This window comes from Nocardioides yefusunii (genome assembly GCF_004014875.1).
Classification (GTDB): domain Bacteria; phylum Actinomycetota; class Actinomycetes; order Propionibacteriales; family Nocardioidaceae; genus Nocardioides; species Nocardioides yefusunii.
The window spans coordinates 219,567-241,415 of the sequence record NZ_CP034929.1; the positions used below are offsets into that span (position 1 = coordinate 219,567).

Below are 21,849 nucleotides of genomic sequence, written 5' to 3' on the forward strand. Positions count from 1 at the left end.
ACGACGCCGGGACGTCGTAGGAATCGAGGGTCACAACCCTCGATTCCTATGACGTCCGGGGGGAGCACGGCACCCGATCACGCGTTTCCCGGGTGAACCACGGCGCGCTGCCCGAGAATCGCCGGTGTGAGCGCACCCACTCCCGGTACGACCCCCGGCCCCCAGCCCGTCCTGCCGTCCCCGGCCGACGTCGCCGTCCTCGTCGACGACCTCCACGTCCGGTTCGGGACCGTCGAGGCCGTCACCGGCGTCTCGTTCGCTGCCCCCGGCGGCGCGTCCACTGCGCTGCTGGGGCGCAACGGTGCCGGCAAGTCGACCACCATGCGGGTCCTGGCCGGAGTCGTCCCGCCCACCGAGGGACGTGTCCACGTCGCCGGGATCGACGTCGCGCGTGACCCGCTCGGCGTGAAGCGGGCCGTGGGTTACTGCCCCGACGTCGGCGGTCTCGTCCCGCGCGCCACCCCGTGGGAGCACCTCCAACTCGCGGCGACCCTGCGCCGGATGACCGGCTGGGAGGACCGCGCCACCCACCTGCTCGAACTCTTCGAACTCTCCGGCGTCGCGCACCGCACCACCACCGGTTTCTCCCACGGCATGGGCCGACGCCTCTCGGTGCTGCTCGCTGCGTTCCACGAACCCGACGTGCTGCTGCTCGACGAACCCTTCGACGGCGTCGACCCCACCGGCGTCGAGGCCACCTTCGACGTCGTGCGCGAAGCGACCGAGCGTGGCGCTGCCGTCCTGCTCTCCACCCACCTGCGCGAGCTCGCCGTCGAGGCCTGCTCCACCGCACTGGTACTGCGCGGCGGCGCACGCGTGGCCGACATGGAGACCTATGACCTCAAGGGTGAGGAGGGAGCGCGTGCCTACCGTGCCCTCCTCGACTGACCCGGTCCGGCTCCCCACCGGCTACCGCGGCCAGATCCCGTCGGTGCGCGCCACCGGCGGTGTCCCCGCCACCGGAGCGAGCCTTCCGGCCTGGCACCCCGTCGAGGTGCGTCGGGCCTGGGACGACACCGCCCACCTGGTGCGGTTCTCGATCGGGACGGTCCGCAACCCCAAGGTGCTGCCGATCGTCCTCGGGGTCCTGTCCGTGATCACGCTGGCTGCCTGGGTGGGGCCGCTGTTCTCCCCGTTGGCCGGTGACGCCGACACGATCGCGTTCGACACCCTGCTCCTGCTGCCCAGCCTCATGATCGGTTTCCTGGGGCTGACGATCGCCTCCGGCATCGCCTCGGGCGGTGGCCGTGAGCTCCTGTCGAAGGAGAACGCCGCGGCGTTCCCGGTCTCGGCGACCACCGACCACTTCGGTGCGTTGCTGCTGGCCCCGTTCAACATTGCGTGGATGCTTCAGTCCTGGTTCCTGCTGGGCGCGGCGTCGTTCGCGATGGGGCTGTCCGCGTTCCCCTACCTGCAGACGCTGATGGTGCTGTGGATCCTCACCACCACCGTGCTCGCCCAGGCAGTCGCGTGGTGGGTCGAGGTGGTGCGTCGTGGCCCCGGCGGGGTCTGGGTCGTGCGCGGCATCGGTCTCGCGCTGGCCGCCCTCGCGGCGTGGATCCAGCTCAGCGGCCACACGGGTGACGTCTTCGACGCCGCCCCGACGCTCGAGGTCGTCGCGGCCGGCGTCCAGGGGTTCTCCCCGGCGTTCGTGCTGGCGGTGGTGGCGATGCTGGCGATCACCGTCGTGTCCCTCTACCTGGGCGGCTGGGCGGCCAACGTCGCTGCCCGACGTAGCACCCACGACGAGGCCAAGGCCGAGACGCGTCACCACCAGCCCTCCCCGAACCCGCGCACGGTCACGGCGATGCTGCGGCGTCTGGACCGCGCCTCGGTGTGGCGTGCGGTGCCGATGCGTCGTGGCATCACCGTCCTGGCCGTCGGCCCCGGTCTGGTCGCGCTCGCCGGTGGTCTGCCGTGGGAGAACGTGATGATCCTGCCCGGCCTGGTGGTCTCCGGCGGCGTGCTGCTGTTCGGCGTCAACGCGTGGTCGTTGGACGGTCGCGGTGGCCTGTGGCGCGAGAGCCTGCCCGTGGACGCCGGCAAGGTGTTCGACGTCCGGGCCTGGGTGATGACCGAATGGCTGCTGCTGGCCTGCGCGATCACGCTCCTCCTCGCCTCGGTGCGGGCCGGCACCCCCACGGGTGCCGAACTGCTCGCGGTCGCGGTGACGGTGGCCGTGGTGACGTTGCAGGTGGTCGCGGTCGCGATGACGTGGTCGGTGCGCAAGCCGTTCGCGGTCAACCTGCGTTCGGCGCGTGCCACCCCCGCACCGCCGTCGGTGATGGTGGGCTACTCGGCGAAGTTGGCCCTCTCCACGACGCTCACCGCGATGGTCTTCTCCACCACCGCCTCGATCGTCGTCCAGACCGGGGGCCCGTTCTGGATCGTGCTGGCCGAGGCCGTTCCGTTCGTCGTCTGGTCGGGTGTGCGGCTGCGGCGGGCCCGTCGTGCATGGGTCGATCCGATCCGTCGTGCGGCAGTCGTCACCACCGTCGCAGCGTGAGGACCTAGCATTCACGCCATGCGTACTCGTCGAACCGTTGCTCTGGCCACCCTTCCGTTCCTGCTGGCGCTCGGCGCCTGTGGCGTCGAGGAGAGCGAGCCGGGCGACGGCAACACGGTCACCGCCGACGACGCGAAGACCTGCGCGGAGTCCGCGGTGCTGGCCGAGGACGGCGCTGATCTCGTCATCGCCACCGACTCCCCGGCGTTCGAGCCGTGGTTCGTCGACGACGACCCGACCAACGCCAAGGGATTCGAGTCGGCGGTGGCCTACGAGGTCGCCGAGCGTCTGGGCTTCGACGACGACGCCGTCTCCTGGACCACCGTCCCGTTCGACAACATCTACGCACCCGGCACCAAGAAGTTCGACTTCGCGATCAACCAGGTCTCCATCTCGGCCGACCGCGCCAAGGCCGTCGACTTCTCCACCGGCTACTACTCCGCCGCGCAGGCCGCGATCGTCCTCAAGGACGGTGCGGTCCAGGTGAAGTCCCTCGGTGACCTGACCGACCTCAAGATCGGTGCCCAGACCGGCACGACGTCGCTGACCGCGATCCGTGAGGTCATCAAGCCGAAGGCGAAGGAGATGGTCTTCGAGACCACGAACGCCGCCAAGCAGGCTCTCCTCAACGGTCAGGTCGACGCGATCATCGCCGACCTTCCCACCGCCTTCTACATCACCGCGGTCGAGATCCCCGAGGCCGAGCTCGTCGGCCAGTTCCAGCCCGACACCGCCGACCAGGAGAAGTTCGGTCTGGTCCTGGGCAAGGGCAGCAAGCTGACCCCGTGCGTGAACGCTGCGCTCGAGGAGATGATCGCCGACGGTTCCCTCGCCGACATCGAGAACGAGTGGCTCTCGCAGGTCGTCGGCGTTCCCGCCCTCGACTGATCGCGACGGTGGACTTCTCGGGACACCCGACCGTGACGCCGGACGCGCCGGGCACCGCACCTGCCCCCGGAGCCGGGGGCACGTGGCGGCCCAGTGAGCACGAACTGGAACGACGCAGGGTCCGCGCGACCCTGCGTCGCCGGTCGTTGGTGGTCGCCTCCGTCGTGACGGTGCTCTTCTTCGTCGCCGTCGCGTTCGGCGTCACCCAACTGCCCGGCTGGGAGCGCGTCAAGGAGACGTTCTTCTCCGCCGAGCACGCTCGGGAGTCGTTCCCGCAGATCCTCTCGGGGTTCTGGCTCAACGTGAAGATGTTCCTGATCGCGGAGCCGCTGATCCTGCTGCTCGGCCTGGCGGTGGCGTTGACGCGTCAGTCGCGTTCGGCGCTGATGACCCCGGTCCGGCTCCTGGCGACGGCGTACACCGACCTCTTCCGGGGCGTCCCGACGATCCTGTTGGTGCTGCTGTGCGGCTTCGGCATCCCGGCACTGGGGTTGGTCGGCGTCACCAACGACCTCTTCTTCTGGGCGCTGGTCGCGCTGGTGCTCTCCTACGGTGCGTACGTCGCGGAGGTGTTCCGGGCCGGCATCGAGTCGATCCACCCCTCGCAGTGGGCCAGTGCGGAGGCGCTCGGTCTGAGCCGGTTCCAGGCGATGCGACACGTGATCGTCCCGCAGGCGATCCGTCGGGTCGGGCCGCCGCTGCTCAACGACTTCGTGTCGCTGCAGAAGGACACTGCACTGGTCTCGACGATCGGCATCTTCGACGCCGTCTTCTCGGCCCGCGACTACGGCAACTACCACTTCAACTACACCGCGATGGTGGTCGTGGCGTGCTTCTTCGTGGTCATCACGATCCCGTTGGCACGCCTCACTGACCACCTGCAGCGACGCACCGTCGAGCGGGAGAGGGCAGGTGCCCGATGACGGATGCTGCTGGGACGCCCACCCCCGAGACGCCCGCCTCTGAGGCACCTGCGCCGCTGCTGCAGGTCCGTGGTCTGCGCAAGACCTACCGCGACCGCGTCGTGCTCGACGACGTCGACCTCGACGTCTCTGCCGGCGACGTCGTCTGCCTGATCGGTGCGTCGGGTTCGGGGAAGTCGACGCTGCTGCGGTGCCTCAACCTGCTCGAACAGGTCGACGACGGCACCATCCACCTCGAGGGCGCCGAGATCACCGACCCGCACGTCGACGCCCGTGCGGTGAAGGCCCGGATCGGAACCGTCTTCCAGGCCTACAACCTGTTCCCGCACCTCTCGGTGATCGACAACGTCACCCTCGCGCCGCGCCGGGTTCACGGCATCGCGAAGAAGGACGCTGAGGCGCAGGCCCGCGACCTCCTGGCCCGCTTCGGTCTGGCCGACAAGGCCGACGCGCACCCCGACCAACTCTCCGGCGGCCAGCAGCAGCGCGTCGCCCTGGTGCGTGCCCTCGCGACCCGCCCCACGCTGTTGCTGCTCGACGAGATCACCGCAGCCCTCGACCCGCAGCTCGTCGGGGACGTCCTACGAGCGGTCCGTGAACTGGCCGCGCAGGGCACCACGATGGTGCTCGCCACCCACGAGATGGACTTCGCCCGCGAGGTCGCCACGAAGGTCTGCTTCCTGGAGGCCGGACGCGTCCTCGAACAGGGGCCCCCGTCGCAGATCTTCACCGCACCACGCGAGGACCGCACCCGCGAGTTCCTGGCCCGAGTTCTGGAAAGAGGCTGAGCCCATGGGGCAGGTACTGCTCGTCCGCCACGGTCAGGCGTCCTTCGGGACGTCCGACTACGACCGACTCTCGACGACCGGCGAACACCAGGCAGGGCTCGTCGGTGCTGCACTCGCAGCGTCCGGCGTCGTCCCTGACCGGATCGTCCACGGGGGTCTGCGCCGCCAGCGGGACACCGCCGCACTGGCGATCGCTGCCGCCGGGTGGGACGTCCCCGTCGCGGTGGACGAGCGGTGGGACGAGTTCGAACTCATCGGCTCGGCCGAACGCATGGACACCACCGCTCCGGACGGCGCCCGCCTCTTCCAGACCTGGTACGAGGAGGCCACCGATCGCTGGTTGGCAGGCGACGACGAGCCGGGCCAGGAGTCACGCGACGCCTTCGAGTCGAGGGTCCTCGCCGCGTTGGCTGACGCCTCAGGGTCGGGGACGACGCTCGTGGTCACCTCCGGCGGACCGATCGCGACCGTCGCCGCACACCTCGTCGACGGTGGCCGCCCTGCCTACCGCAAGCTGATGCCGGCGATGGTCAACACCTCCGTCACGACGGTCCTGTCGGGACGGCGTGGGCTGACGTTGGTCAGTTGGAACACCCACGTCCACCTGACGCGGGAGCAGACCACCTACCGCTGAGCCGTTGAGCCGATGAGCCGCTGAGCGGTAGCACGGCGCCGCAGATGCGTCAGACGAGTTTCCGGACGACGCCGAGCGGTGCGTGCCGCAGCACGAACCCGACCGGGACCCACGGCCAGGCCGGGACGGTGGCGTGCTTCTTCTCCGCGAGGATCGCGGCGACCATGCTCCGCACACCCTTCTCGGTGGAGACCATCAACGGACTGCCGCCCTCCTTGGTGCCGCTCATCTCGGAGGCGATGTAGCCGGGGTGCAGCACCGTGAAGCGGAACTGCGGCTTGCCGTGGAGTTCGGTGCGCAGGCCCTCGGCGAGCATTGCGACGCCCGCCTTGGAAGCGGCGTAGGCGGTCATCGCCTTCGGCATCCCACGCATCGCGGAGACGCTGGAGACCACCACCAGATGGCCGCCGTCCTGGGCCCGGAACACCTCCATCGCGGCCTCGACCTGGGCGAGAGCGGAGACGAAGTTGGTGGTCGCGGTCTGCTTGTTGACGTCGAACCGGCCGGTGCCCAACGGGGCGCCCTTGCCGAGCCCGGCGTTGACGACGACGCGGTCCAGCGTCCGACCCAAGGCGGCGAAGTCATCGCGGAAGGCGCGCACCACTGCGAAGACGGCGTCGTGGTCGTCGACGTCGAGGGCCCGCACCAGCACGGTCCGTCCGGGGTGCGCGGCGAGGATCTCGGTGCGCAGTGCGTCGAGGCGCTCGGTGCGGCGGGCGCAGAGGGCGAGGTCATGGCCGGCAGCGGCGAGTTGGCGGGCCATCTCCGCCCCGAGCCCGGACGAGGCGCCGGTGACCAGAACCGTCGAGGGCTTGCCGGACATGCGGGACGGGGACGTGCCACGGGCGGTCTTCATGGCCGCCGAGTGTGGCACGTCCCCGTCGTCGTTGAAAGGGGGTTGATGCGTCAGCCGACGATCGGTTCTCCGCGCAGTGCCTGGAAGGCGTGGGCCAGAGCGAGGGTCGTGATCGGGTAGGCGACCAAGAATCCGACGCCGCAGGCGCAGACGCCTGCCGTCACGACGAGCACCGAGAGCAACAGCAGCAGGATGACCTGCCCCGGGGCGCCCTTGACCAGGTTGACCGACGTCTTGAGCGCGGCGATCGCGTTGTCGCCTGCACCGACCACGGCGTAGACGGCGAAGCAGAGCAGCACCGCGGCAATGATGCCCGGCAGGACGCACAGCACGATGCCGATCATGGTGATCACCGAGGTCAGCAGCGAGACCAGGAAGACCTGGACCCAGTTGATGTCGGTGAACAGGTCGCCGAACTTCAGGCGGTGGCCGCGCGTGGCCAGGATGCCGGCCTTCGCGAACGCTGCGGTGAAGAGCAGCGAGATCAGCATCGTTAGGACGTTCCCGATCATGCTGGCGAGGCTGAAGCCGCCCGAAGCGCCGGTGCTGTCGAGGTTGGTGAGCTCGTCGAAGCCGCCGTCGGCGATCACGCTGCCGACGCTGACGCCACCGGTGAGCAGACCCATGAGCAGGGTCAGCAGGACCAGCACGCCCCAGTTGCCCTTGAACGCGCGCCAGGCCCAGCCGAACGAGTCGGTCGCGCTCCAGCGCTGGAGCGGCTGGGTGCCGTCGTACTGCGCCTTGCCCTGCGGCTGGCCGTAGGGCTGCTGGCCGTACGGGTTCTGGCCGTAGGGGTTCTGGCCGTACTGGGGCTGGGAGTAGGGGTCCTGCGGCGGGATCGGGCGTCCGTGCGGGTCCTGCGGGGGCTGCTGGCCGTACGGGTCCTGGCCGTACGGATTCTGGCCGTCGGGAGTGTTGGGGTCGTCGGGCGGAGTCGAAGACATGGGCCGAACTCTAGGCAGTACGGCGCGAGGGCGCGACCTGGGTCACATCTCGAACTGGACGAGACCGGCGTGAACAAACAAACAGACAGGCTTGACTGTTTGTTTGTTCGGGTCCACGCTGTTCCTGTGACCAGCACCACCGCCCCCCGCGTCCCCCAGGAGGAACGCACCCGCGCCATGCGGGCCCGCCTCATGGAAGCCACCGTCGAGCTCCTCGTCGAGAAGGGCTTCTCCGGCACCTCCACCACCCTCGTCAGCCAGCGCGCAGGAGTCTCCCGCGGCGCTCAGCTGCACCACTTCCCCACCAAGAACGACCTCGTCGTCGCCGCCGTCGAACACATCGCCGACACCCGCGGCGCCGAACTCACCGCGGCCCTCGCCGACGCCCCCACCGGTCCCGGACGCACCCGCGCGGTCCTGGAGTTGCTCGCCGAGCACTTCACCGCCCCGATCTTCGCCGCCGCCCTCGAACTCTGGGTCGCGGCCCGCACCGAACCCCAGCTCCACGAGGCCGTCGAACTGCTCGAGGAGAAGGTCGGACGCCAGACCCACTTCCTCACGGCCACCGCGCTCGGTGTCGACGGGAACGAGCGCGGCCCCCGCGAGCTCGTCCAGGCCACCCTCGACCTCCTGCGCGGACTCGGACTGGCCAACACCGTCACCGACGACGCTCGACGCCGGGCCCGCGTCCTCGACGCCTGGGCCGCCACGGTCGACGCCCAACTCGGGCGCTGACACCCGGCACCCGCACCAGCCAGCACCACCCGGCAGTACCCACACAGACCAACCGGCGTCCCGCGGAGGGAGCGAGACGCCGGTACGGATCCACCACCCCCACCACCCCCACGAACACCTCACCATCACTCAGCAGGCAGCACAGAAACAGGGAGAAACCCGTGCTCGACGACGTGCTCACCGACCTCGCAGCCGAGGGCGACCGCCTCGAGGCGCTCGTCGCCCCGCTCACCGCGGAGCAGTGGCGCACCGCCACCCCCGCCGCAGGTTGGGACATCGCCACCACCATCGCCCACCTCGCCTGGACCGACGAGGTCGCCGTCCACGCGGCCACCGACAAGGAAGCCTGGGACGCCCAGGTCATGGGCGCGATCATGAACCCCACCGGCTACGTCGACGAGCAGGCAGCCGAAGGTGCCGCCGTCGAGCCGGCCCAGTTGCTGGCCCGCTGGCAGACCGCCCGTCCGGCGCTCGCCAAGACCCTGGCCGAGTTCCCGACCGGCGAGAAGATCATGTGGTTCGGCCCGCCGATGTCGCCGGCCTCGATGGCGTCGGCCCGGTTCATGGAGACCTGGGCCCACGGCCTGGACGTCGCCGACGCGCTCGGCGTCGAGCTCGAGAAGACCGACCGGATCAAGCACGTCGCCCACATCGGCGTCCGCACCCGCAACTACGCCTTCACCAACGCCGGGTTCGAGAAGCCGACCGAGGAGTTCCGGGTCGAGCTGACCGCACCCTCAGGTGAGGTCTGGACCTACGGTCCCGACGACGCCGCCCAGAAGGTCACCGGATCCGCCGACGACTTCTGCCGGCTGGTCACCCAGCGCGTCCACCGCGACGACACCGACCTGACCGCCGTCGGCGCCGACGCCGAGCAGTGGCTGCGGATCGCGCAGGCCTTCGCCGGGCCCGCGGGTGGCGGACGTCCGCCGAAGGCCACGCAGAGCGAAGGGAACTGAGCCATGAGCGACAAGGGGACTGTCGCCTCCAGCAGCCAGGGCCGCGCCGCCCGCATCGGCAACATGTCCGGCTTCTACGGAGACCGGCTCTCGGCCATGCACGAGATGCTCGCCCGCGCCACGTCTGAATCTGAGAGCCTCGACTACCTGACCGGCGACTACCTCGCCGAGCTCACCTTGCTGATCCTGGGCAAGGACACCTTCAAGGACCCGAACCTCGGCTACGCCCGCACCTTCGTGCGTCAGGCCGAGCAGAGCCTCGGTCTCGCCCTGGAGAAGGGCGTCAAGATCGTCGTCAACGCCGGTGGCCTCAACCCGACCGGCCTGGTCGAGAAGCTCCGCGAGGTCGCGTCCGGTCTCGGGCTCGCACCGCGGATCGCCACTGTCGTCGGCGACGACCTGCGCGCCTCGGCCAAGGAACTCGGCTGGGACAACGCTCTCACCGCCAACGCCTACCTGGGCGCCTTCGGCATCACCTCTGCCCTGAGCGCAGGTGCCGACGTCGTCGTCACCGGTCGCGTCACCGACGCCTCCCTCGTGGTCGGGCCGGCTGCGCACTTCCACGGCTGGACGCCCGACCAGTACGACGCCCTCGCCGGTGCGGTCGTGGCCGGACACGTCATCGAGTGCGGCACCCAGGCCACCGGCGGCAACTTCTCCGGTTTCATGTCGCTGCCCGCCGCCGCGCGGGAGCAGAAGATGGGCTTTCCGCTCGCCGAGATCGCCGCCGACGGATCCAGCGTGATCACCAAGCACGCCGGCACCGGGGGAGCGGTCACCGTCGACACCGTCACCGCGCAGCTGGTCTACGAGATCCAGTCCGCGCACTACCTCAACCCCGACGTGACCACGCACCTCGAGTCGATCGCGATCGCGCAGGAGTCCGAGGACCGCGTCGCGATCAGCGGCGTCACCGGATCGGCGCCGCCGGAGCAGCTCAAGGTCTGCCTCAACGAGCTCGGTGGGTTCCGCAACAGCATCGAGTTCCTCGTGACCGGCCTCGACGTCGACGCCAAGGTCGCGTGGGCGAAGGCGCAGCTGGAAGCTGCGTGGGCCGCGTCGGGCAAGCGTCCGGCGAAGGTCCAGTGGGCGCTCACCAGTGTCCCCGCCGAGGACCCGGCCACGATGGAGGCCGCCTCCTGCGTGCTGCGCTGCTCGGTGCTCGACCCCGACGGCAAGGTCGCCGGCAAGGGCCTCACCGCCCCGGCGGTCGAGTTCGGGCTCGCGTCCTACCCCGGTTTCACGCTCACGGCGCCGCCGTCGCCGGCCACCCCGTATGGCATCTACCGGCCCGAGTACGTGGCCCGCACCGCCGTCGAGCACACGGTCGTCCACCACGACGGACGACGTGAGGTCATCGCCGACCCCACCGACCTCGCCACCACCGATGCCCTCGCTGCTCACCGCACAGCCGGCGTCACCCCTTCCGCGGGACGTCATAAGAATCCGGGGGCAGAGGCCCCGATTCTTATGACGTCCGGGAGCGGAGCGACGGTGAAGAGGCCGCTCGGCACCTTCGTCCACGCCCGCTCGGGCGACAAGGGTGGCGACGCCAACATCGGCCTCTGGGTCGCGAACACGAGCGACGCTACGTCTGATTCCGGGCTGCGCAAGGCCCGCGTCGACTGGCTGCTCGACCTCATCACCCCCGACGTCGTGCGTGACCTCGTCCCCGAGGCCGCCGACCTGGACGTGGACGTCTACGCCCTGCCCAACCTGGGCGCCGTCAACGTCGTCGTCCGTGGCCTTCTCGGAGCCGGTGTGGCCGCCGGCACCCGCACCGACCCCCAGGCCAAGGCCCTGGGCGAATGGGTCCGTGCCCGCCACGCCGAGATTCCCGAGGAGCTCCTGTGACCACCACCGTGAACGACACCGCCAGCACCACTGACCTGCACGCGAGCGAATCGACCGCCGAGGACCGCGAGGCCCTCAAGGCCGCTGCCGCCGAGTTCGCCCGACGCGAGATCTTCCCCCACATCCAGCAGTGGGAGGACGAGGGCGCCCTGCCCCGCGAACTCCACAAGAAGACCGCCGAGGCCGGCCTCATGGGCATCGGTCTCCCTGAGTCGGTCGGTGGTGACGGCGGCGGCCTGCTCGACACCATCGCCGTCCAGGAAGGGCTCTTCTCCGAAGGTGCCACGTCCGGTCTCGTGTCGGCGCTCTTCACCCATGGCATCGCCTGCCCGCACATCGCGGCGCACGGCTCCGACCACCTGGTCGACACCTACGTCCGCCCGACGCTGGCCGGCGACATGATCGGTTCGCTCGGCATCACCGAGCCCGGTGGTGGTTCCGACGTCGCCAACATCCGCACCACCGCGGTGCGTGACGGAGATGCGTGGGTCATCAACGGCACCAAGACTTTCATCACCTCCTCCACCCGCGCCGACTTCATCACCGTCGCCGCCCGCACCGGTGGGCCGGGCGCGGGCGGCATCTCGCTGATCGTCGTGCCCACCTCGACGCCCGGGTTCCAGGTGGACCGCAAGCTCGCCAAGATGGGCTGGCACTGCTCCGACACCGGCGAGATCTCGTTCGTCGACGTTCGGGTGCCGATCGAGAACCTCGTCGGCGACGAGAACGCCGGTTTCTGGTACATCGCCGAGCAGTTCGTCGTCGAGCGGATGGCGTTGGCCGTCCACGGTTACGGGATCGCTGAGCGTTCGCTCCGGCTGACCGTGGAGTACTGCCGTCAGCGCGACACGTTCGGCAAGCCGCTCATCACCCGTCAGGTGGTGCGCCACAAGCTCGTCGAGATGCGTCGCCAGGTGGAGGCCGCGAAGGCGTACACGCACCTGGTCGGCCAGATGTACACCGCTGCCGGGGGCCCGAACGAGCAGGTCATCGCCCAGGCCTGTCTGGCCAAGGAGACCGCCTGCAACGCCGCGACCTACGTCTGCGACCAGGCCGTCCAGCTGCACGGCGGCACCGGCTACATGCACGGCACCGAGGTGGAACGCCACTACCGCGACGCCCGCCTGCTGCCGATCGGCGGCGGCGCCACCGAGGTCCTCACCGACCTCGCGGCCAAGCTCCTGGGCTACGCCTCATGACGATCACCAGCACCACGCACGTCAGCACCACGCACACCAGCAGCACGACCACGCAGAGCACTGCAGTCCACGACCAGGAGGGGAACCGTGACTGACACCGTCATCGAGAACGAGGCTGTCGAGCAGCCCGAGCTCACCACTGAGGAGGCGCGTCGCGCGAACCTCCTCGGCAAGCTCGCCGACCTCGACGCCGAGCACGCCAAGGCGGTCGCCGGTGGCGGCGAGAAGTACGCCGAACGCCACAAGAAGCGCGGCAAGCTGCTCCCGCGTGAGCGGATCGAGCTCCTCATCGACGAGGGCTCCGCGTTCCTCGAGCTCTCCCCTCTGGCCGGGTACGGCTCCGACTTCACCGTCGGCGCCTCCACCGTCTGCGGCATCGGCGTCGTCGAGGGCGTCGAGTGCATGATCTCGGCCAACGACCCCACCGTGAAGGGTGGCGCGTCGAACCCGTGGACGTTGAAGAAGACCTTCCGGGCCGCGCAGATCGCCCAGGAGAACAACCTGCCGCAGATCTCGCTGGTCGAGTCCGCGGGTGCCGACCTGCCGACGCAGAAGGACATCTTCATCCCCGGCGGCAAGATCTTCCGCGACCTCGCCCGCGCCTCGGGCCGTCGTCAGCCCACGATCGCGCTGGTCTTCGGCAACTCCACCGCCGGTGGCGCCTACGTCCCCGGCCTGAGCGACTACACCGTCATGGTCAAGGAGCAGGCGAAGGTCTTCCTGGCCGGTCCGCCGCTGGTGAAGATGGCCACCGGTGAGGAGACCGACGACGAGGAGCTCGGTGGCGCCGAGATGCACGCCCGCATCTCGGGTCTGGCCGACTACCTGGCCGAGGACGAGCGCGACGCGATCCGGATCGGACGTCGCATCGTGGCGCGTCTGAACTGGAAGAAGGCGCGCCCCGAGGGCGAGCGCACCTACGCAGAGCCCGAGCACGACCCCGAGTCGATCCTCGAACTGATCCCGACCGACCTCAAGGAGCCCTTCGACCCGCGCGACGTGATCGTCCGGATCGTCGACGGCGTCAGCCTCGACAACGAGGTCGTCTTCGACGAGTTCAAGCCGCTCTACGGCTCCTCGCTCGTCACCGGCTGGGCCAAGCTGCACGGACGCGAGATCGGCATCCTCGCCAACGCCCAGGGAGTGCTGTTCTCCGAGGAGGCGCAGAAGGCGACGCAGTTCATCCAGCTCGCCAACGCCAAGGACACTCCGCTGCTGTTCCTGCACAACACCACCGGCTACATGGTCGGCAAGGAGTACGAGCAGGGCGGCATCATCAAGCACGGCGCGTCGATGATCAACGCGGTCTCCAACTCGACCGTCCCGCACATCTCGATCCTGATCGGTGCCTCCTACGGCGCCGGCAACTACGGCATGAACGGACGTGCCTACGACCCGCGCTTCCTGTTCACCTGGCCCAACGCGAAGTCGGCCGTCATGGGCCCGGCCCAGCTCGCCGGCGTGATCTCGATCGTGTCGCGTGCCGCAGCCGAGGCGAAGGGCAAGCCGTTCGACGAGGAGGCCGATGCCGGGATGCGTGCGTTCGTCGAGCAGATGGTCGAGGAGCAGTCCCTGCCGTACGTGCTGAGCGGAATGCTCTACGACGACGGCGTCATCGACCCCCGCGACACCCGCACGATCCTCGGGATCGCCTTCTCCGCCATCGACACCGTGCCGACCGAGGGCACCGACCGCTTCGGCGTCTTCCGCCTGTGATGCGAGGAATGACTACTTCCATGACTGAGACCACTGCTCCTGCCACGACCGTGATCACGAAGATCCTGGTCGCCAACCGCGGCGAGATCGCCCGACGCGTCTTCACTACCGCCCGTCGTCTGGGGATCGGCACTGTCGCCGTCCACTCCGACGCCGACGCGGCCCTGCCGTTCGTCGCCGAGGCCGACCAGGCCGTGCGCCTGCCGGGCAACACCCCGGCCGAGACGTACCTGCGTGGCGAGCTCGTGATCGAGGCCGCGAAGAAGACCGGCGCCGACGCGATCCACCCCGGCTACGGCTTCCTTTCCGAGAACGCCGACTTCGCCCGCGCCGTGATCGAGGCCGGGATCACCTGGCTCGGCCCGGACCCGTCCTCGATCGACTCGATGGGTTCGAAGATCGAGTCGAAGAAGCTGATGGAGGCCGCCGGTGTCCCGGTGCTCGCCGACCTCGGCACCACCGCGACCGAAGCCGACCTGCCGTTGCTGGTGAAGGCCAGCGCCGGCGGTGGCGGTCGCGGTATGCGGATCGTTCGCGACCTGGCCGCACTGGCCAGTGAGGTCGACCTCGCCTCCAACGAGGCCGCGTCCGCGTTCGGTGACGGCACCGTCTTCGTCGAGCCGTACGTCGAGCACGGCCGCCACGTCGAGGTGCAGGTCGTGGGTGACCGTCACGGCAACGTCGCCGTCTTCGGTGAGCGCGACTGCTCGATCCAGCGGCGCCACCAGAAGGTGGTCGAGGAGGCCCCGGCCCCGGGGCTGGACGACGCCACCCGCACCGCCCTGCACGACGCTGCCCGCCTGGCTGCGTCCGCGATCGACTACGTCGGTGCCGGCACCGTCGAGTTCCTCGTCGACGCCAACGACCCGTCGCGGTTCTGGTTCCTGGAGATGAACACCCGCCTCCAGGTGGAGCACCCGGTCAGTGAGGCGATCTTCGGAGTCGACCTGGTCGAGCAGCAGATCAACGTCGCCGAGGGCCACCCCGTCTCCACCGCCGTGGGGGAGCCGAACGGTCACGCCGTCGAGGTCCGCCTCTACGCCGAGGACCCCGCCAACGACTGGCAGCCGCAGTCGGGCACGCTCACGTCGTTCGAGATCCCGGGCGTCGTCACCGAGTTCGAGCTTCCTGCCGCGGGCAACTCCGGATGGCTTCGTCTCGACACCGGCTTCGTGGCCGGTTCCGAGGTCGGCACCCACTACGACGCGATGCTCGCCAAGGTGATCGTGTGGGCCCCGACCCGTGCCCAGGCGCTGCGTCAGCTCGCCGGTGCGCTGGAGAAGGCGACGCTGCACGGCCTCACCACCAACCGCGACCTGTTGGTCGAGGTGCTGCGTCACCCGGTGTTCGCCGCCGGTGACGTCTCCACCGACTTCTTCGAGATCCAGCATCTGGCAGCACGCGCGTCCTCGTTCGACGCGGAGACGGTGCGTCTGGCCTCCTTCGCCGCGACCGTCGCGCTGCAGGAGAAGTACCGCGCCGAGCGTCGGGTCCAGAAGGGTTCGCCGATCGGCTGGCGCAACGTCGTCTCCGCCCCGCAGGTCACCGAGTTCACTCTCGACGGAATCGAGCCGCACGTGCAGGTGGAGTGGTTCGGTGGCCGTGACGGTGTCACGTCCCACGGGCTCTCGGTGTCCCGCACGCTGCAGACCACGGCGACGTCCTGGGACGTGACCGTGGAGTCCGACGGGGTCGCGACCACCTACGCCGTCGTCGTCGACACCGCAGCGGGCAGCCTCAGCGCCCCGGTCGTCCACGTCGACAGCGCAGGCGGCTACGTGAAGCTCACCAAGGTGCCGCGCTTCGTCGACCCGTCCGAGCAGGTCGCGGTCGGTTCGCTCCTCGCACCGATGCCGGGCGCCGTGATCTCGGTGTCCGTCGCCGAGGGCGACGCCGTCACCGCCGGTCAGACCATCCTCGTGATGGAGGCCATGAAGATGCAGCACACCATCACTGCGCCGGTCTACGGCGTCGTGTCCAGCCTCCCGGTCACGGCCGGGAGCCAGGTCGGTGCCGGTGACGTCCTCGCCGTCGTCGACTCTGCCGACGACGCAGCCGCAGAGGGAGAGAACTGATGACCCAGACCATGTTCACCGAGCCCGAGGAGCGCATCGCGCTGCGTGAGGCCGTCGCGAAGCTGGCCGGCAAGTACGGCCGTGAGTACGTCGAGAAGCAGGCCGCGGAGGGTGGCAAGACCACCGAGCTGTGGCAGGAGATGGGTGCCAACGGCTTCCTGGGCGTCAACATCGCCGAGGAGTACGGCGGCGGTGGAGGCGGCATGTCCGACCTCGCCGCAGTCCTCGAGGAGTGCGCGGCCGCGGGTGCGCCGCTGCTCATGATGGTGGTCTCCCAGGCCATCTGCGGCTCGATCATCTCCCGATACGGAACCGAGGAGCAGAAGCAGCGCTGGCTCCCCGGCATCGCCGAAGGCGCGATCACGATGGCCTTCGGCATCACCGAGGCCGACGCCGGTTCCAACTCCCACCAGATCACCACCACCGCCTCGCGCGACGGTGAGGAGTGGGTGCTGAAGGGACAGAAGACCTTCATCTCCGGTGTCGACGAGGCCCAGCTGGTGCTGATCGTCGCTCGTGCCGAGGACGCGAAGACCGGCAAGCTCAAGCCGTGCCTCTTCGTCGTCCCGACCGACGCGGCCGGTTTCTCCAAGCAGGTCATCCCGATGGCCTGGTCGGCCCCGGAGAAGCAGTTCACGCTCTTCCTCGACGACGTCCGCCTTCCCGCCGACGCTCTCGTCGGTGACGAGGACGCCGGTCTGGTGCAGCTCTTCGCGGGCCTCAACCCCGAGCGCATCATGGGTGCGGCGTTCTCCTGCGGCATGGCGAAGTTCGCCCTCGACCGCGCGGTCGAGTACGCCAAGGTCCGCACCGTCTGGAAGGCGCCGATCGGTACCCACCAGGGCATCGCACACCCGCTGGCGAAGGCCAAGATCGAGCTCGAGCAGGCACGTCTGCTGTGGCAGAAGGCGGCGGCCCTCTACGACGCCGGCGACGACTTCGGTGCCGGTGAGTACGCCAACATGGCCAAGTACGCCGGCGGCGAGATCGCCTGCAACGCCACGGACGTCGCGGTCCACACCCACGGCGGCAACGGTCTGACGGTCGAGTACGGCCTGGCCAACATGATGGTCGCGGCTCGTCTGGGCCGGATCGCTCCGGTGAGCCGGGAGATGATCCTCAACTTCGTGGCGATGCACTCGCTGGGTCTGCCCAAGTCGTACTGACCCTCGTACTGACCACAGGCATGACGAAGCCCCGGACCACTCGGTCCGGGGCTTCGTCATGCGTCAGTCGTCGCTCAGGTCGAACAGCACGATCGGGTCCGATGTCGGTGCTGCGGAGCCACCCACGGGTTCGACGGTGATGCCCACGCCGATCGCCTCGCCGGCTGCGCCGTCGAGCAGGATCGTCTGGTCGGGGACCACGTCCATGACCGCGGCTGGGACCATGTCGTCGGCCGGGGTCTGGAGCCACACCTGGTAGACGGAGCCCTCGGGCGGGGCGACCATGTCCTCGGTGACGAGCACGGCGCGGTCCTCGGTGACGGACCGGATCACGGTGGCCCGTCCTGCGGCCCCGAGGTCGACGAACTCGCGTTGGGCGTCGTCAGCCACCAGCACCAGTTCGGTGACGCTGCGGGTCGGCTCGTCCTTCCACGGACTCCAGACGGTGACGCCGACACCGGCCACGACCACGGCAGCCGCCGCGACCAGGCCGACGAACCGACGACGACGCGCACGTGGAGCGAGCGGGACGACGACGTCGTGCGCCTGCCCGTCCTCGGCAGGAGAGTCGAAGGTGTCCGCGGGCTCCGGGACGAGTGGCGGCAGCGGCCGCACTGTCGAGATCGCGCCCAGCACCTGCGCACGCAGGGCAGCGGGAGGCGCGACGGTCTCGCTGGCAGCGAGACGGGCGGTGACCTCCATGAACGAGGTGATCTCTTCGGCGCAGTCGGGGCAGCGCGTCAGGTGCGACTCGAACTCTGCGTCCTCGAGCGGGTCGAGGGCGTCCAGCACGTAGGCCCCGGTCAGCAGGTGGATGTCGTTCATCGGAGCACCCCCAGGGCGTCGCGCAGCCGGATCAGGCCGTCTCGGATTCGGGTCTTGGCGGTGCCGAGCGGCACCTCCAGCATCGTCGCGACCTCGGTATGGGTGTAGCCACCGAAGTAGGCCAGAGCCACTGCCTCGCGCTGCACCGGCGTCAGGCCGGCGACGGCCGCCCGTACCCGTCGTCGTTCGAGGGCGTCCTCGACCGCTTCGGCGGTCTGGTCGGTCCCGGACGCCGGGGCCTGCGCCTCGACGCTCTGCTGCTCCCACGCGTGTTCGCGTCGGGTCGCGCTCTCGGTGGAGCGGACCCGGTCGACGGCCGCGCGGTGCACGATCGTCAGCAGCCAGCCGCGGGCCGATCCGCGTGAGGCGTCGAAGCGGGCACCGTGGCGCCACACCTCCAGATAGGCCTCCTGGGTCACCTCCTGGGCGTGGCTGGGATTGCGGACCACCCGCAGGGCCAGGCCGTGGGCCTGCGCGACGGTGGCGTCGTAGAACTCGCCGAACGCGGTCTCGTCGCCGCGCGCAGCACGGCGCAACAACGACGTCAGGTCGTCCGGTGCGGGGATGGGGAGGCCGGACCCCGGGACCGCCGCAGGTGCGGCGGCCCCGGGGGGAACGGGCCGGAGGTGGTCCACGTCAGTCCTCGTCGGTGTCGGTGACGTCGTGGGCTCAGGGCATGAGCACGGTGTCGATGACGTACACCTTCGCATTCTTCGTGTCGACGTCGCCGCAGAGCACCGCAGCACCGTCGACCTCGTAGTCGTCGCCCGACGCGGTGACCTTCACGGTGTCCATGTTGAGGGTCTCGTGCTCGGCGACAACGGCGTCGCGGTCAGCTGCGGCGCCGACGACGTGGTGGGTCAGCACCTTGGTCAGGGCTTCCTTGTCGGCGAGCAGGGCCTTGAGGTCGTCGGCGGGGATCTTGGCGAACGCGTCGTTGGTGGGCGCGAAGACGGTGAGGGCCTCGGCATCGTTGAGGGTGTCGACCAGTCCGGCGGCCTCGACAGCGGTGGCGAGCGTGGTCAGCAGCGGGTTGCCGGCTGCGGCGGTGGCGACCGGCTGGGTGGCCATCTTCGCCGCCGATCCGTCACCGGACTCGGGGAGCGAGGCGCAGGCCGGGCCGAACGGCGAGGAGCCGCTCGTGGCGTCCTCGGTCGCGGCGTCGGTGGCGGAGGGGCTGGGGGTCGTCGTCATGGTCTCCTGGGGAGTCGTCGACTCCGAGGAGTCGTCGTCGCCGCAGGCCGAGAGTCCCAGCGCGAGCGTGAGGGCGAGAGCAGCCAGCGGTGCGGTGCGGGAGATGCGCTTCATGTCGGTGCCTTTCGTGTGGTCGCTGAGAGCGACTGACCAGTGCCGTGACGACCACTCGTGTGGTTGCCGTCACAGATGGTTCGGTGCCGTGGCGCGCACGGATTGGTCCCTCGCGAAAAAAATTCCGGGGACGACGCAGCGGAGCCTCGGGAGGCGCCGCACCACCGCGTCAGACGCCTCATTCCCCGAGGATGAGGACCAGTGGTCCGGACCAGTCGCCGACCGGGCGTGAAGAGGGCACATGCGTTTCAACGTCGTCTCCTTTGCCCCGATCGCCCAGTCCTGCGGCTGTTGCGACGAGCCGCAGACGCCCGTGGACCGACGCTCAGGAGCGAGAGTTCGTGCGGCGCCAGCCCTGGGGCAGGCGCATGTCGAACAGGCGCCCCAACCCCACCAGCGCGACCGCACCCAGCACGACGGGCACGGTCAGCACCGCCGCCTGCTTCAACGAGAGAACGTCCCCGCGCAGGAACCACACCGTCACGACCCACCCCACGAGCAGCAGCGCTGCGAGCCCGAACCCGATCAGCTGCCCCAGGGGCCACTTCGACCCCTTCGGCACACCGGAAACGAAGTCGGCGACGTCGCCGAACTGGTCCTGGGCACTGAACCCGGTGCGACGCAGGTCGCGTCGCAGGTCGCGGAGCACGAGGACGATCTGCTCGTCCTCCACATGACGCCACCGCAGCGCGCCGGTGACTCGCTTGAGGTACCGCAGGTCGCTCTGGTGCACGTCACTCCTCAGGTCGGTGGGGTCATGAACCTAGAAGGTGTCTCGGGCCGGGGGAACGGTGCGTCTCGGGATTCGTCCCTACAGGGCACCGGTGCGCCTCAGGTGGTGCGGTGCAGGGTCCACACGTCGGGTCCGGCGCCGTCCGGAGTGCTTGATGCAGGGCGGTGCGCCGCGGTCGTGAACCCGTAACGACCGTAGAACTTCAGGTTCCGGGGGTCGGAGGTCGTGACCGTGGTGGGCGCTCCGATCGCACGCATCCGCAGCAGTGCCTGCACCACCAGGGCGCTGCCGATCCCGAGCCGGGTGTGCTCGGGGTGCACACCCAGACTCTCGACGTTCCAGGCGCCGGCGAGGGAGGGCGCTGGCGTCTCGAGGGAGAGCCGGTCGACGTGCTCGCCGTGTAGGTCCAGGATCCGGTCCACGACGTCGTCGTTGGGGTCGGGAGCGTCGGTGGGCAGCAACGCGATCGCTCCGGTGCCCTGCGGCGTCGTCAGCACCAGTCCGTGCTCGAGGGCGTGGCGCAGGTAGAGCCGCTGGAGTTCGTAGAGGCGCTCGAGGCGGTTCTTGGCCGGGATCACCCACGTCGCCCACGGGTTGTGCTCGTAGGCAAGAGCCAGCGACTCGGCGGCGGCGTCAACGTCCTTCGCGCGGGCGGCGAGGACGGAGAGCGTGGTCGACATGGATCCAGCATGGCGGGGGAGGCCGGTGCCTGTACCCAGAATGCGCTGGTTCGTCGGGGGTCATCGCAGGTCAGGGATGTTTTCGCAGCCAGCCGATTTCGCCACTGCTCAGCTCAGGAAGACCCTTTTCCGGGTGCTCCACGGGATGTCACGGTGGAGCATGACCACGCCTTCATCCTCACGCGCGGCCAGGTTCGCCGCGTTCTCGCTGGGAGTTGCCCTGGTGGCTGCTCCTTCCGCCACGGCCGCTCCTGCGGTCCCCGGATCCGCTCCTGTTCTCACGCACGGGGTCGGCCTCACCCCGCCGGTCACGCCCACCGCGACGGCGACGGCCAGGGCGAAACTCAAGGTGACGATCAAGCGCACCTCGGGCTACCGACTCCAGACCGGCACGAGGTCGACGTTCACCGGGACAGCGCCCCGCAAGACCTTCAAGGGCAACAAGGTGACCCTGCAGCGCAAGGTCGGCAACGGCGCGTGGGTCAACGTCGCCTCAGCCAAGGTCAGCAGCAAGGGCACGTACAGCGTCTCCGGCATCACCACCGGCGTCGGGGTCAACAGTTGGCGCACGTTCGGTGTCGTGCCGAAGACCAAGAAGAAGAAGGCGTACAACGTCGTCTCGCCGGTGCAGGCGATGTGGTCGCTGCAGTGGTTCTACCTCTACGACCTCGGCCGGGTGAACTCGTACGGCTGGAGTCATGCGTCAACGTCGATCGCTGGCCGGGCGTTCAGCAGGTCGGTCGGCTCGTACTACGACAGGCGCAGCGGTTGGGGCGAGTACAACCTCGGGTACAAGTGCGACGAGTTCCGGGCGGAGATCGGGCTGCGTGACGACAGCGAGACCGGAGCGGTTCGTCGCTTCGTGGCTTCGCTCGACGGCGCGGAGACCTCGCTCGGCGACAAGGGGCTCGGCTCCGTCACGTCCGTGCGGATCGACACCAGGACGAGGTTCCGGCTGCGGTTGGACGTCGTGGACGTCTCGAACCCCGACGGCTGGGGGTACTACGGCAACGCCCGGATCCTCTGCCAGTCCAAGCCCTGAATCACGGCCTCTTCCGAC

General features: G+C 69.5%; 21 protein-coding genes. 14 read left to right on the plus strand and 7 right to left on the minus strand.

Annotated elements, in window-relative coordinates:
* Positions 1-126: 126 nt before the first annotated feature.
* Genes EOV43_RS00900 through EOV43_RS00925 form a run of 6 tightly spaced genes read left to right on the plus strand, consistent with a single transcriptional unit; the run spans position 127 to position 5,739 of the window.
* The gene (locus EOV43_RS00900) at positions 127-888 is read left to right on the plus strand and encodes an ABC transporter ATP-binding protein (protein WP_239022164.1); all 762 of its coding nucleotides are present in this window, start codon (positions 127-129) and stop codon (positions 886-888) included.
* Positions 863-2,506, plus strand: coding sequence for a hypothetical protein (locus tag EOV43_RS00905; RefSeq protein ID WP_128219272.1), 1,644 nt, complete (start codon positions 863-865; stop codon positions 2,504-2,506). Before EOV43_RS00900 ends, EOV43_RS00905 begins: the two co-directional genes overlap by 26 nt.
* An 18-nt stretch (positions 2,507-2,524) precedes the next feature.
* On the plus strand, positions 2,525-3,394 hold the full coding sequence (locus EOV43_RS00910; protein WP_206611359.1) for an ABC transporter substrate-binding protein: 870 nt from the start codon (positions 2,525-2,527) through the stop codon (positions 3,392-3,394).
* An 8-nt stretch (positions 3,395-3,402) separates the two neighbouring features.
* On the plus strand, positions 3,403-4,317 hold the full coding sequence (locus EOV43_RS00915; RefSeq protein ID WP_128219274.1) for an amino acid ABC transporter permease: 915 nt from the start codon (positions 3,403-3,405) through the stop codon (positions 4,315-4,317).
* A complete protein-coding gene (locus tag EOV43_RS00920; RefSeq protein WP_128219275.1) occupies positions 4,314-5,105 on the plus strand; it encodes an amino acid ABC transporter ATP-binding protein in 792 nt (263 codons plus the stop codon). Before EOV43_RS00915 ends, EOV43_RS00920 begins: the two co-directional genes overlap by 4 nt.
* A 4-nt stretch (positions 5,106-5,109) precedes the next feature.
* Positions 5,110-5,739, plus strand: a complete 630-nt coding sequence (locus tag EOV43_RS00925) for a histidine phosphatase family protein (protein ID WP_128219276.1) — start codon at positions 5,110-5,112, stop codon at positions 5,737-5,739.
* A 49-nt stretch (positions 5,740-5,788) separates the two neighbouring features.
* Here EOV43_RS00925 and EOV43_RS00930 read toward each other — a convergent pair whose 3' ends face one another.
* Together EOV43_RS00930 and EOV43_RS00935 are read right to left on the minus strand one after the other, a co-directional pair.
* On the minus strand, positions 5,789-6,595 hold the full coding sequence (locus EOV43_RS00930; protein WP_239022165.1) for an SDR family oxidoreductase: 807 nt from the start codon (positions 6,593-6,595) through the stop codon (positions 5,789-5,791).
* Between the two features lie 50 nt (positions 6,596-6,645).
* Complete coding sequence (locus EOV43_RS00935) at positions 6,646-7,539, minus strand: DUF7847 domain-containing protein (RefSeq protein ID WP_128219277.1); 894 nt, start codon at positions 7,537-7,539, stop codon at positions 6,646-6,648.
* A 126-nt stretch (positions 7,540-7,665) separates the two neighbouring features.
* Between EOV43_RS00935 and EOV43_RS00940 the strand changes: the two genes are divergently transcribed.
* From EOV43_RS00940 to EOV43_RS00970, 7 genes are all read left to right on the plus strand, one after another.
* Positions 7,666-8,274, plus strand: coding sequence for a TetR/AcrR family transcriptional regulator (locus tag EOV43_RS00940; RefSeq protein ID WP_239022166.1), 609 nt, complete (start codon positions 7,666-7,668; stop codon positions 8,272-8,274).
* 161 nt (positions 8,275-8,435) lie between these two features.
* Positions 8,436-9,233, plus strand: coding sequence for a TIGR03084 family metal-binding protein (locus EOV43_RS00945; protein ID WP_128219278.1), 798 nt, complete (start codon positions 8,436-8,438; stop codon positions 9,231-9,233).
* Between the two features lie 3 nt (positions 9,234-9,236).
* A complete protein-coding gene (locus tag EOV43_RS00950; RefSeq protein ID WP_128219279.1) occupies positions 9,237-11,087 on the plus strand; it encodes an acyclic terpene utilization AtuA family protein in 1,851 nt (616 codons plus the stop codon).
* Positions 11,084-12,286, plus strand: a complete 1,203-nt coding sequence (locus EOV43_RS00955; protein WP_239022167.1) for an acyl-CoA dehydrogenase family protein — start codon at positions 11,084-11,086, stop codon at positions 12,284-12,286. Before EOV43_RS00950 ends, EOV43_RS00955 begins: the two co-directional genes overlap by 4 nt.
* Positions 12,287-12,373: 87 nt before the next feature.
* Positions 12,374-14,002, plus strand: coding sequence for an acyl-CoA carboxylase subunit beta (locus tag EOV43_RS00960; protein ID WP_378529024.1), 1,629 nt, complete (start codon positions 12,374-12,376; stop codon positions 14,000-14,002).
* Between the two features lie 20 nt (positions 14,003-14,022).
* A complete protein-coding gene (locus EOV43_RS00965) occupies positions 14,023-16,077 on the plus strand; it encodes an ATP-binding protein (protein WP_239022168.1) in 2,055 nt (684 codons plus the stop codon).
* Positions 16,077-17,243 carry an acyl-CoA dehydrogenase family protein gene (locus EOV43_RS00970; RefSeq protein ID WP_128219281.1) on the plus strand — a complete coding sequence of 389 codons (1,167 nt, stop codon included), beginning with the start codon at positions 16,077-16,079 and terminating at the stop codon, positions 17,241-17,243. The genes EOV43_RS00965 and EOV43_RS00970 overlap by 1 nt, the downstream gene beginning before the upstream one ends.
* Positions 17,244-17,306: 63 nt before the next feature.
* Here EOV43_RS00970 and EOV43_RS00975 read toward each other — a convergent pair whose 3' ends face one another.
* The 5 genes from EOV43_RS00975 to EOV43_RS00995 form a co-directional block, all read right to left on the minus strand.
* The gene (locus EOV43_RS00975) at positions 17,307-18,068 is read right to left on the minus strand and encodes an anti-sigma factor (protein ID WP_128219282.1); all 762 of its coding nucleotides are present in this window, start codon (positions 18,066-18,068) and stop codon (positions 17,307-17,309) included.
* Complete coding sequence (gene sigK, locus EOV43_RS00980; RefSeq protein ID WP_239022169.1) at positions 18,065-18,703, minus strand: ECF RNA polymerase sigma factor SigK; 639 nt, start codon at positions 18,701-18,703, stop codon at positions 18,065-18,067. The genes EOV43_RS00975 and sigK overlap by 4 nt, the downstream gene beginning before the upstream one ends.
* A gap of 34 nt (positions 18,704-18,737) precedes the next feature.
* A complete protein-coding gene (locus tag EOV43_RS00985) occupies positions 18,738-19,376 on the minus strand; it encodes a fasciclin domain-containing protein (protein WP_128219284.1) in 639 nt (212 codons plus the stop codon).
* A gap of 325 nt (positions 19,377-19,701) precedes the next feature.
* Positions 19,702-20,109 (minus strand): hypothetical protein, encoded by a 408-nt coding sequence (locus EOV43_RS00990; RefSeq protein ID WP_128219285.1) that lies wholly within the window; start codon positions 20,107-20,109, stop codon positions 19,702-19,704.
* A 98-nt stretch (positions 20,110-20,207) separates the two neighbouring features.
* Positions 20,208-20,789 (minus strand): GNAT family N-acetyltransferase, encoded by a 582-nt coding sequence (locus EOV43_RS00995; protein WP_128219286.1) that lies wholly within the window; start codon positions 20,787-20,789, stop codon positions 20,208-20,210.
* Positions 20,790-20,949: 160 nt separating this feature from the next.
* On the opposite strand from EOV43_RS00995, the gene EOV43_RS01000 reads away from it, so the two are divergent.
* The gene (locus EOV43_RS01000; RefSeq protein WP_128219287.1) at positions 20,950-21,831 is read left to right on the plus strand and encodes a hypothetical protein; all 882 of its coding nucleotides are present in this window, start codon (positions 20,950-20,952) and stop codon (positions 21,829-21,831) included.
* Positions 21,832-21,849 lie beyond the last annotated feature (18 nt).

What these genes read in the sequence shown, in the direction of transcription:
- EOV43_RS00910 (WP_206611359.1), top strand. Translation starts at nt 2,525, where the DNA reads ATGCGTACTCGTCGAACCGTTGCTCTGGCCACCCTTCCGTTCCTGCTG.
- EOV43_RS00920 (WP_128219275.1), top strand. Translation starts at nt 4,314, where the DNA reads ATGACGGATGCTGCTGGGACGCCCACCCCCGAGACGCCCGCCTCTGAG.
- EOV43_RS00925 (WP_128219276.1), top strand. Translation starts at nt 5,110, where the DNA reads ATGGGGCAGGTACTGCTCGTCCGCCACGGTCAGGCGTCCTTCGGGACG.
- EOV43_RS00930 (WP_239022165.1), bottom strand. Translation starts at nt 6,595, where the DNA reads ATGAAGACCGCCCGTGGCACGTCCCCGTCCCGCATGTCCGGCAAGCCC.
- EOV43_RS00935 (WP_128219277.1), bottom strand. Translation starts at nt 7,539, where the DNA reads ATGTCTTCGACTCCGCCCGACGACCCCAACACTCCCGACGGCCAGAAT.
- EOV43_RS00950 (WP_128219279.1), top strand. Translation starts at nt 9,237, where the DNA reads ATGAGCGACAAGGGGACTGTCGCCTCCAGCAGCCAGGGCCGCGCCGCC.
- EOV43_RS00965 (WP_239022168.1), top strand. Translation starts at nt 14,023, where the DNA reads ATGACTGAGACCACTGCTCCTGCCACGACCGTGATCACGAAGATCCTG.
- EOV43_RS00970 (WP_128219281.1), top strand. Translation starts at nt 16,077, where the DNA reads ATGACCCAGACCATGTTCACCGAGCCCGAGGAGCGCATCGCGCTGCGT.
- EOV43_RS00975 (WP_128219282.1), bottom strand. Translation starts at nt 18,068, where the DNA reads ATGAACGACATCCACCTGCTGACCGGGGCCTACGTGCTGGACGCCCTC.
- EOV43_RS00985 (WP_128219284.1), bottom strand. Translation starts at nt 19,376, where the DNA reads ATGAAGCGCATCTCCCGCACCGCACCGCTGGCTGCTCTCGCCCTCACG.
- EOV43_RS00995 (WP_128219286.1), bottom strand. Translation starts at nt 20,789, where the DNA reads ATGTCGACCACGCTCTCCGTCCTCGCCGCCCGCGCGAAGGACGTTGAC.
- EOV43_RS01000 (WP_128219287.1), top strand. Translation starts at nt 20,950, where the DNA reads ATGACCACGCCTTCATCCTCACGCGCGGCCAGGTTCGCCGCGTTCTCG.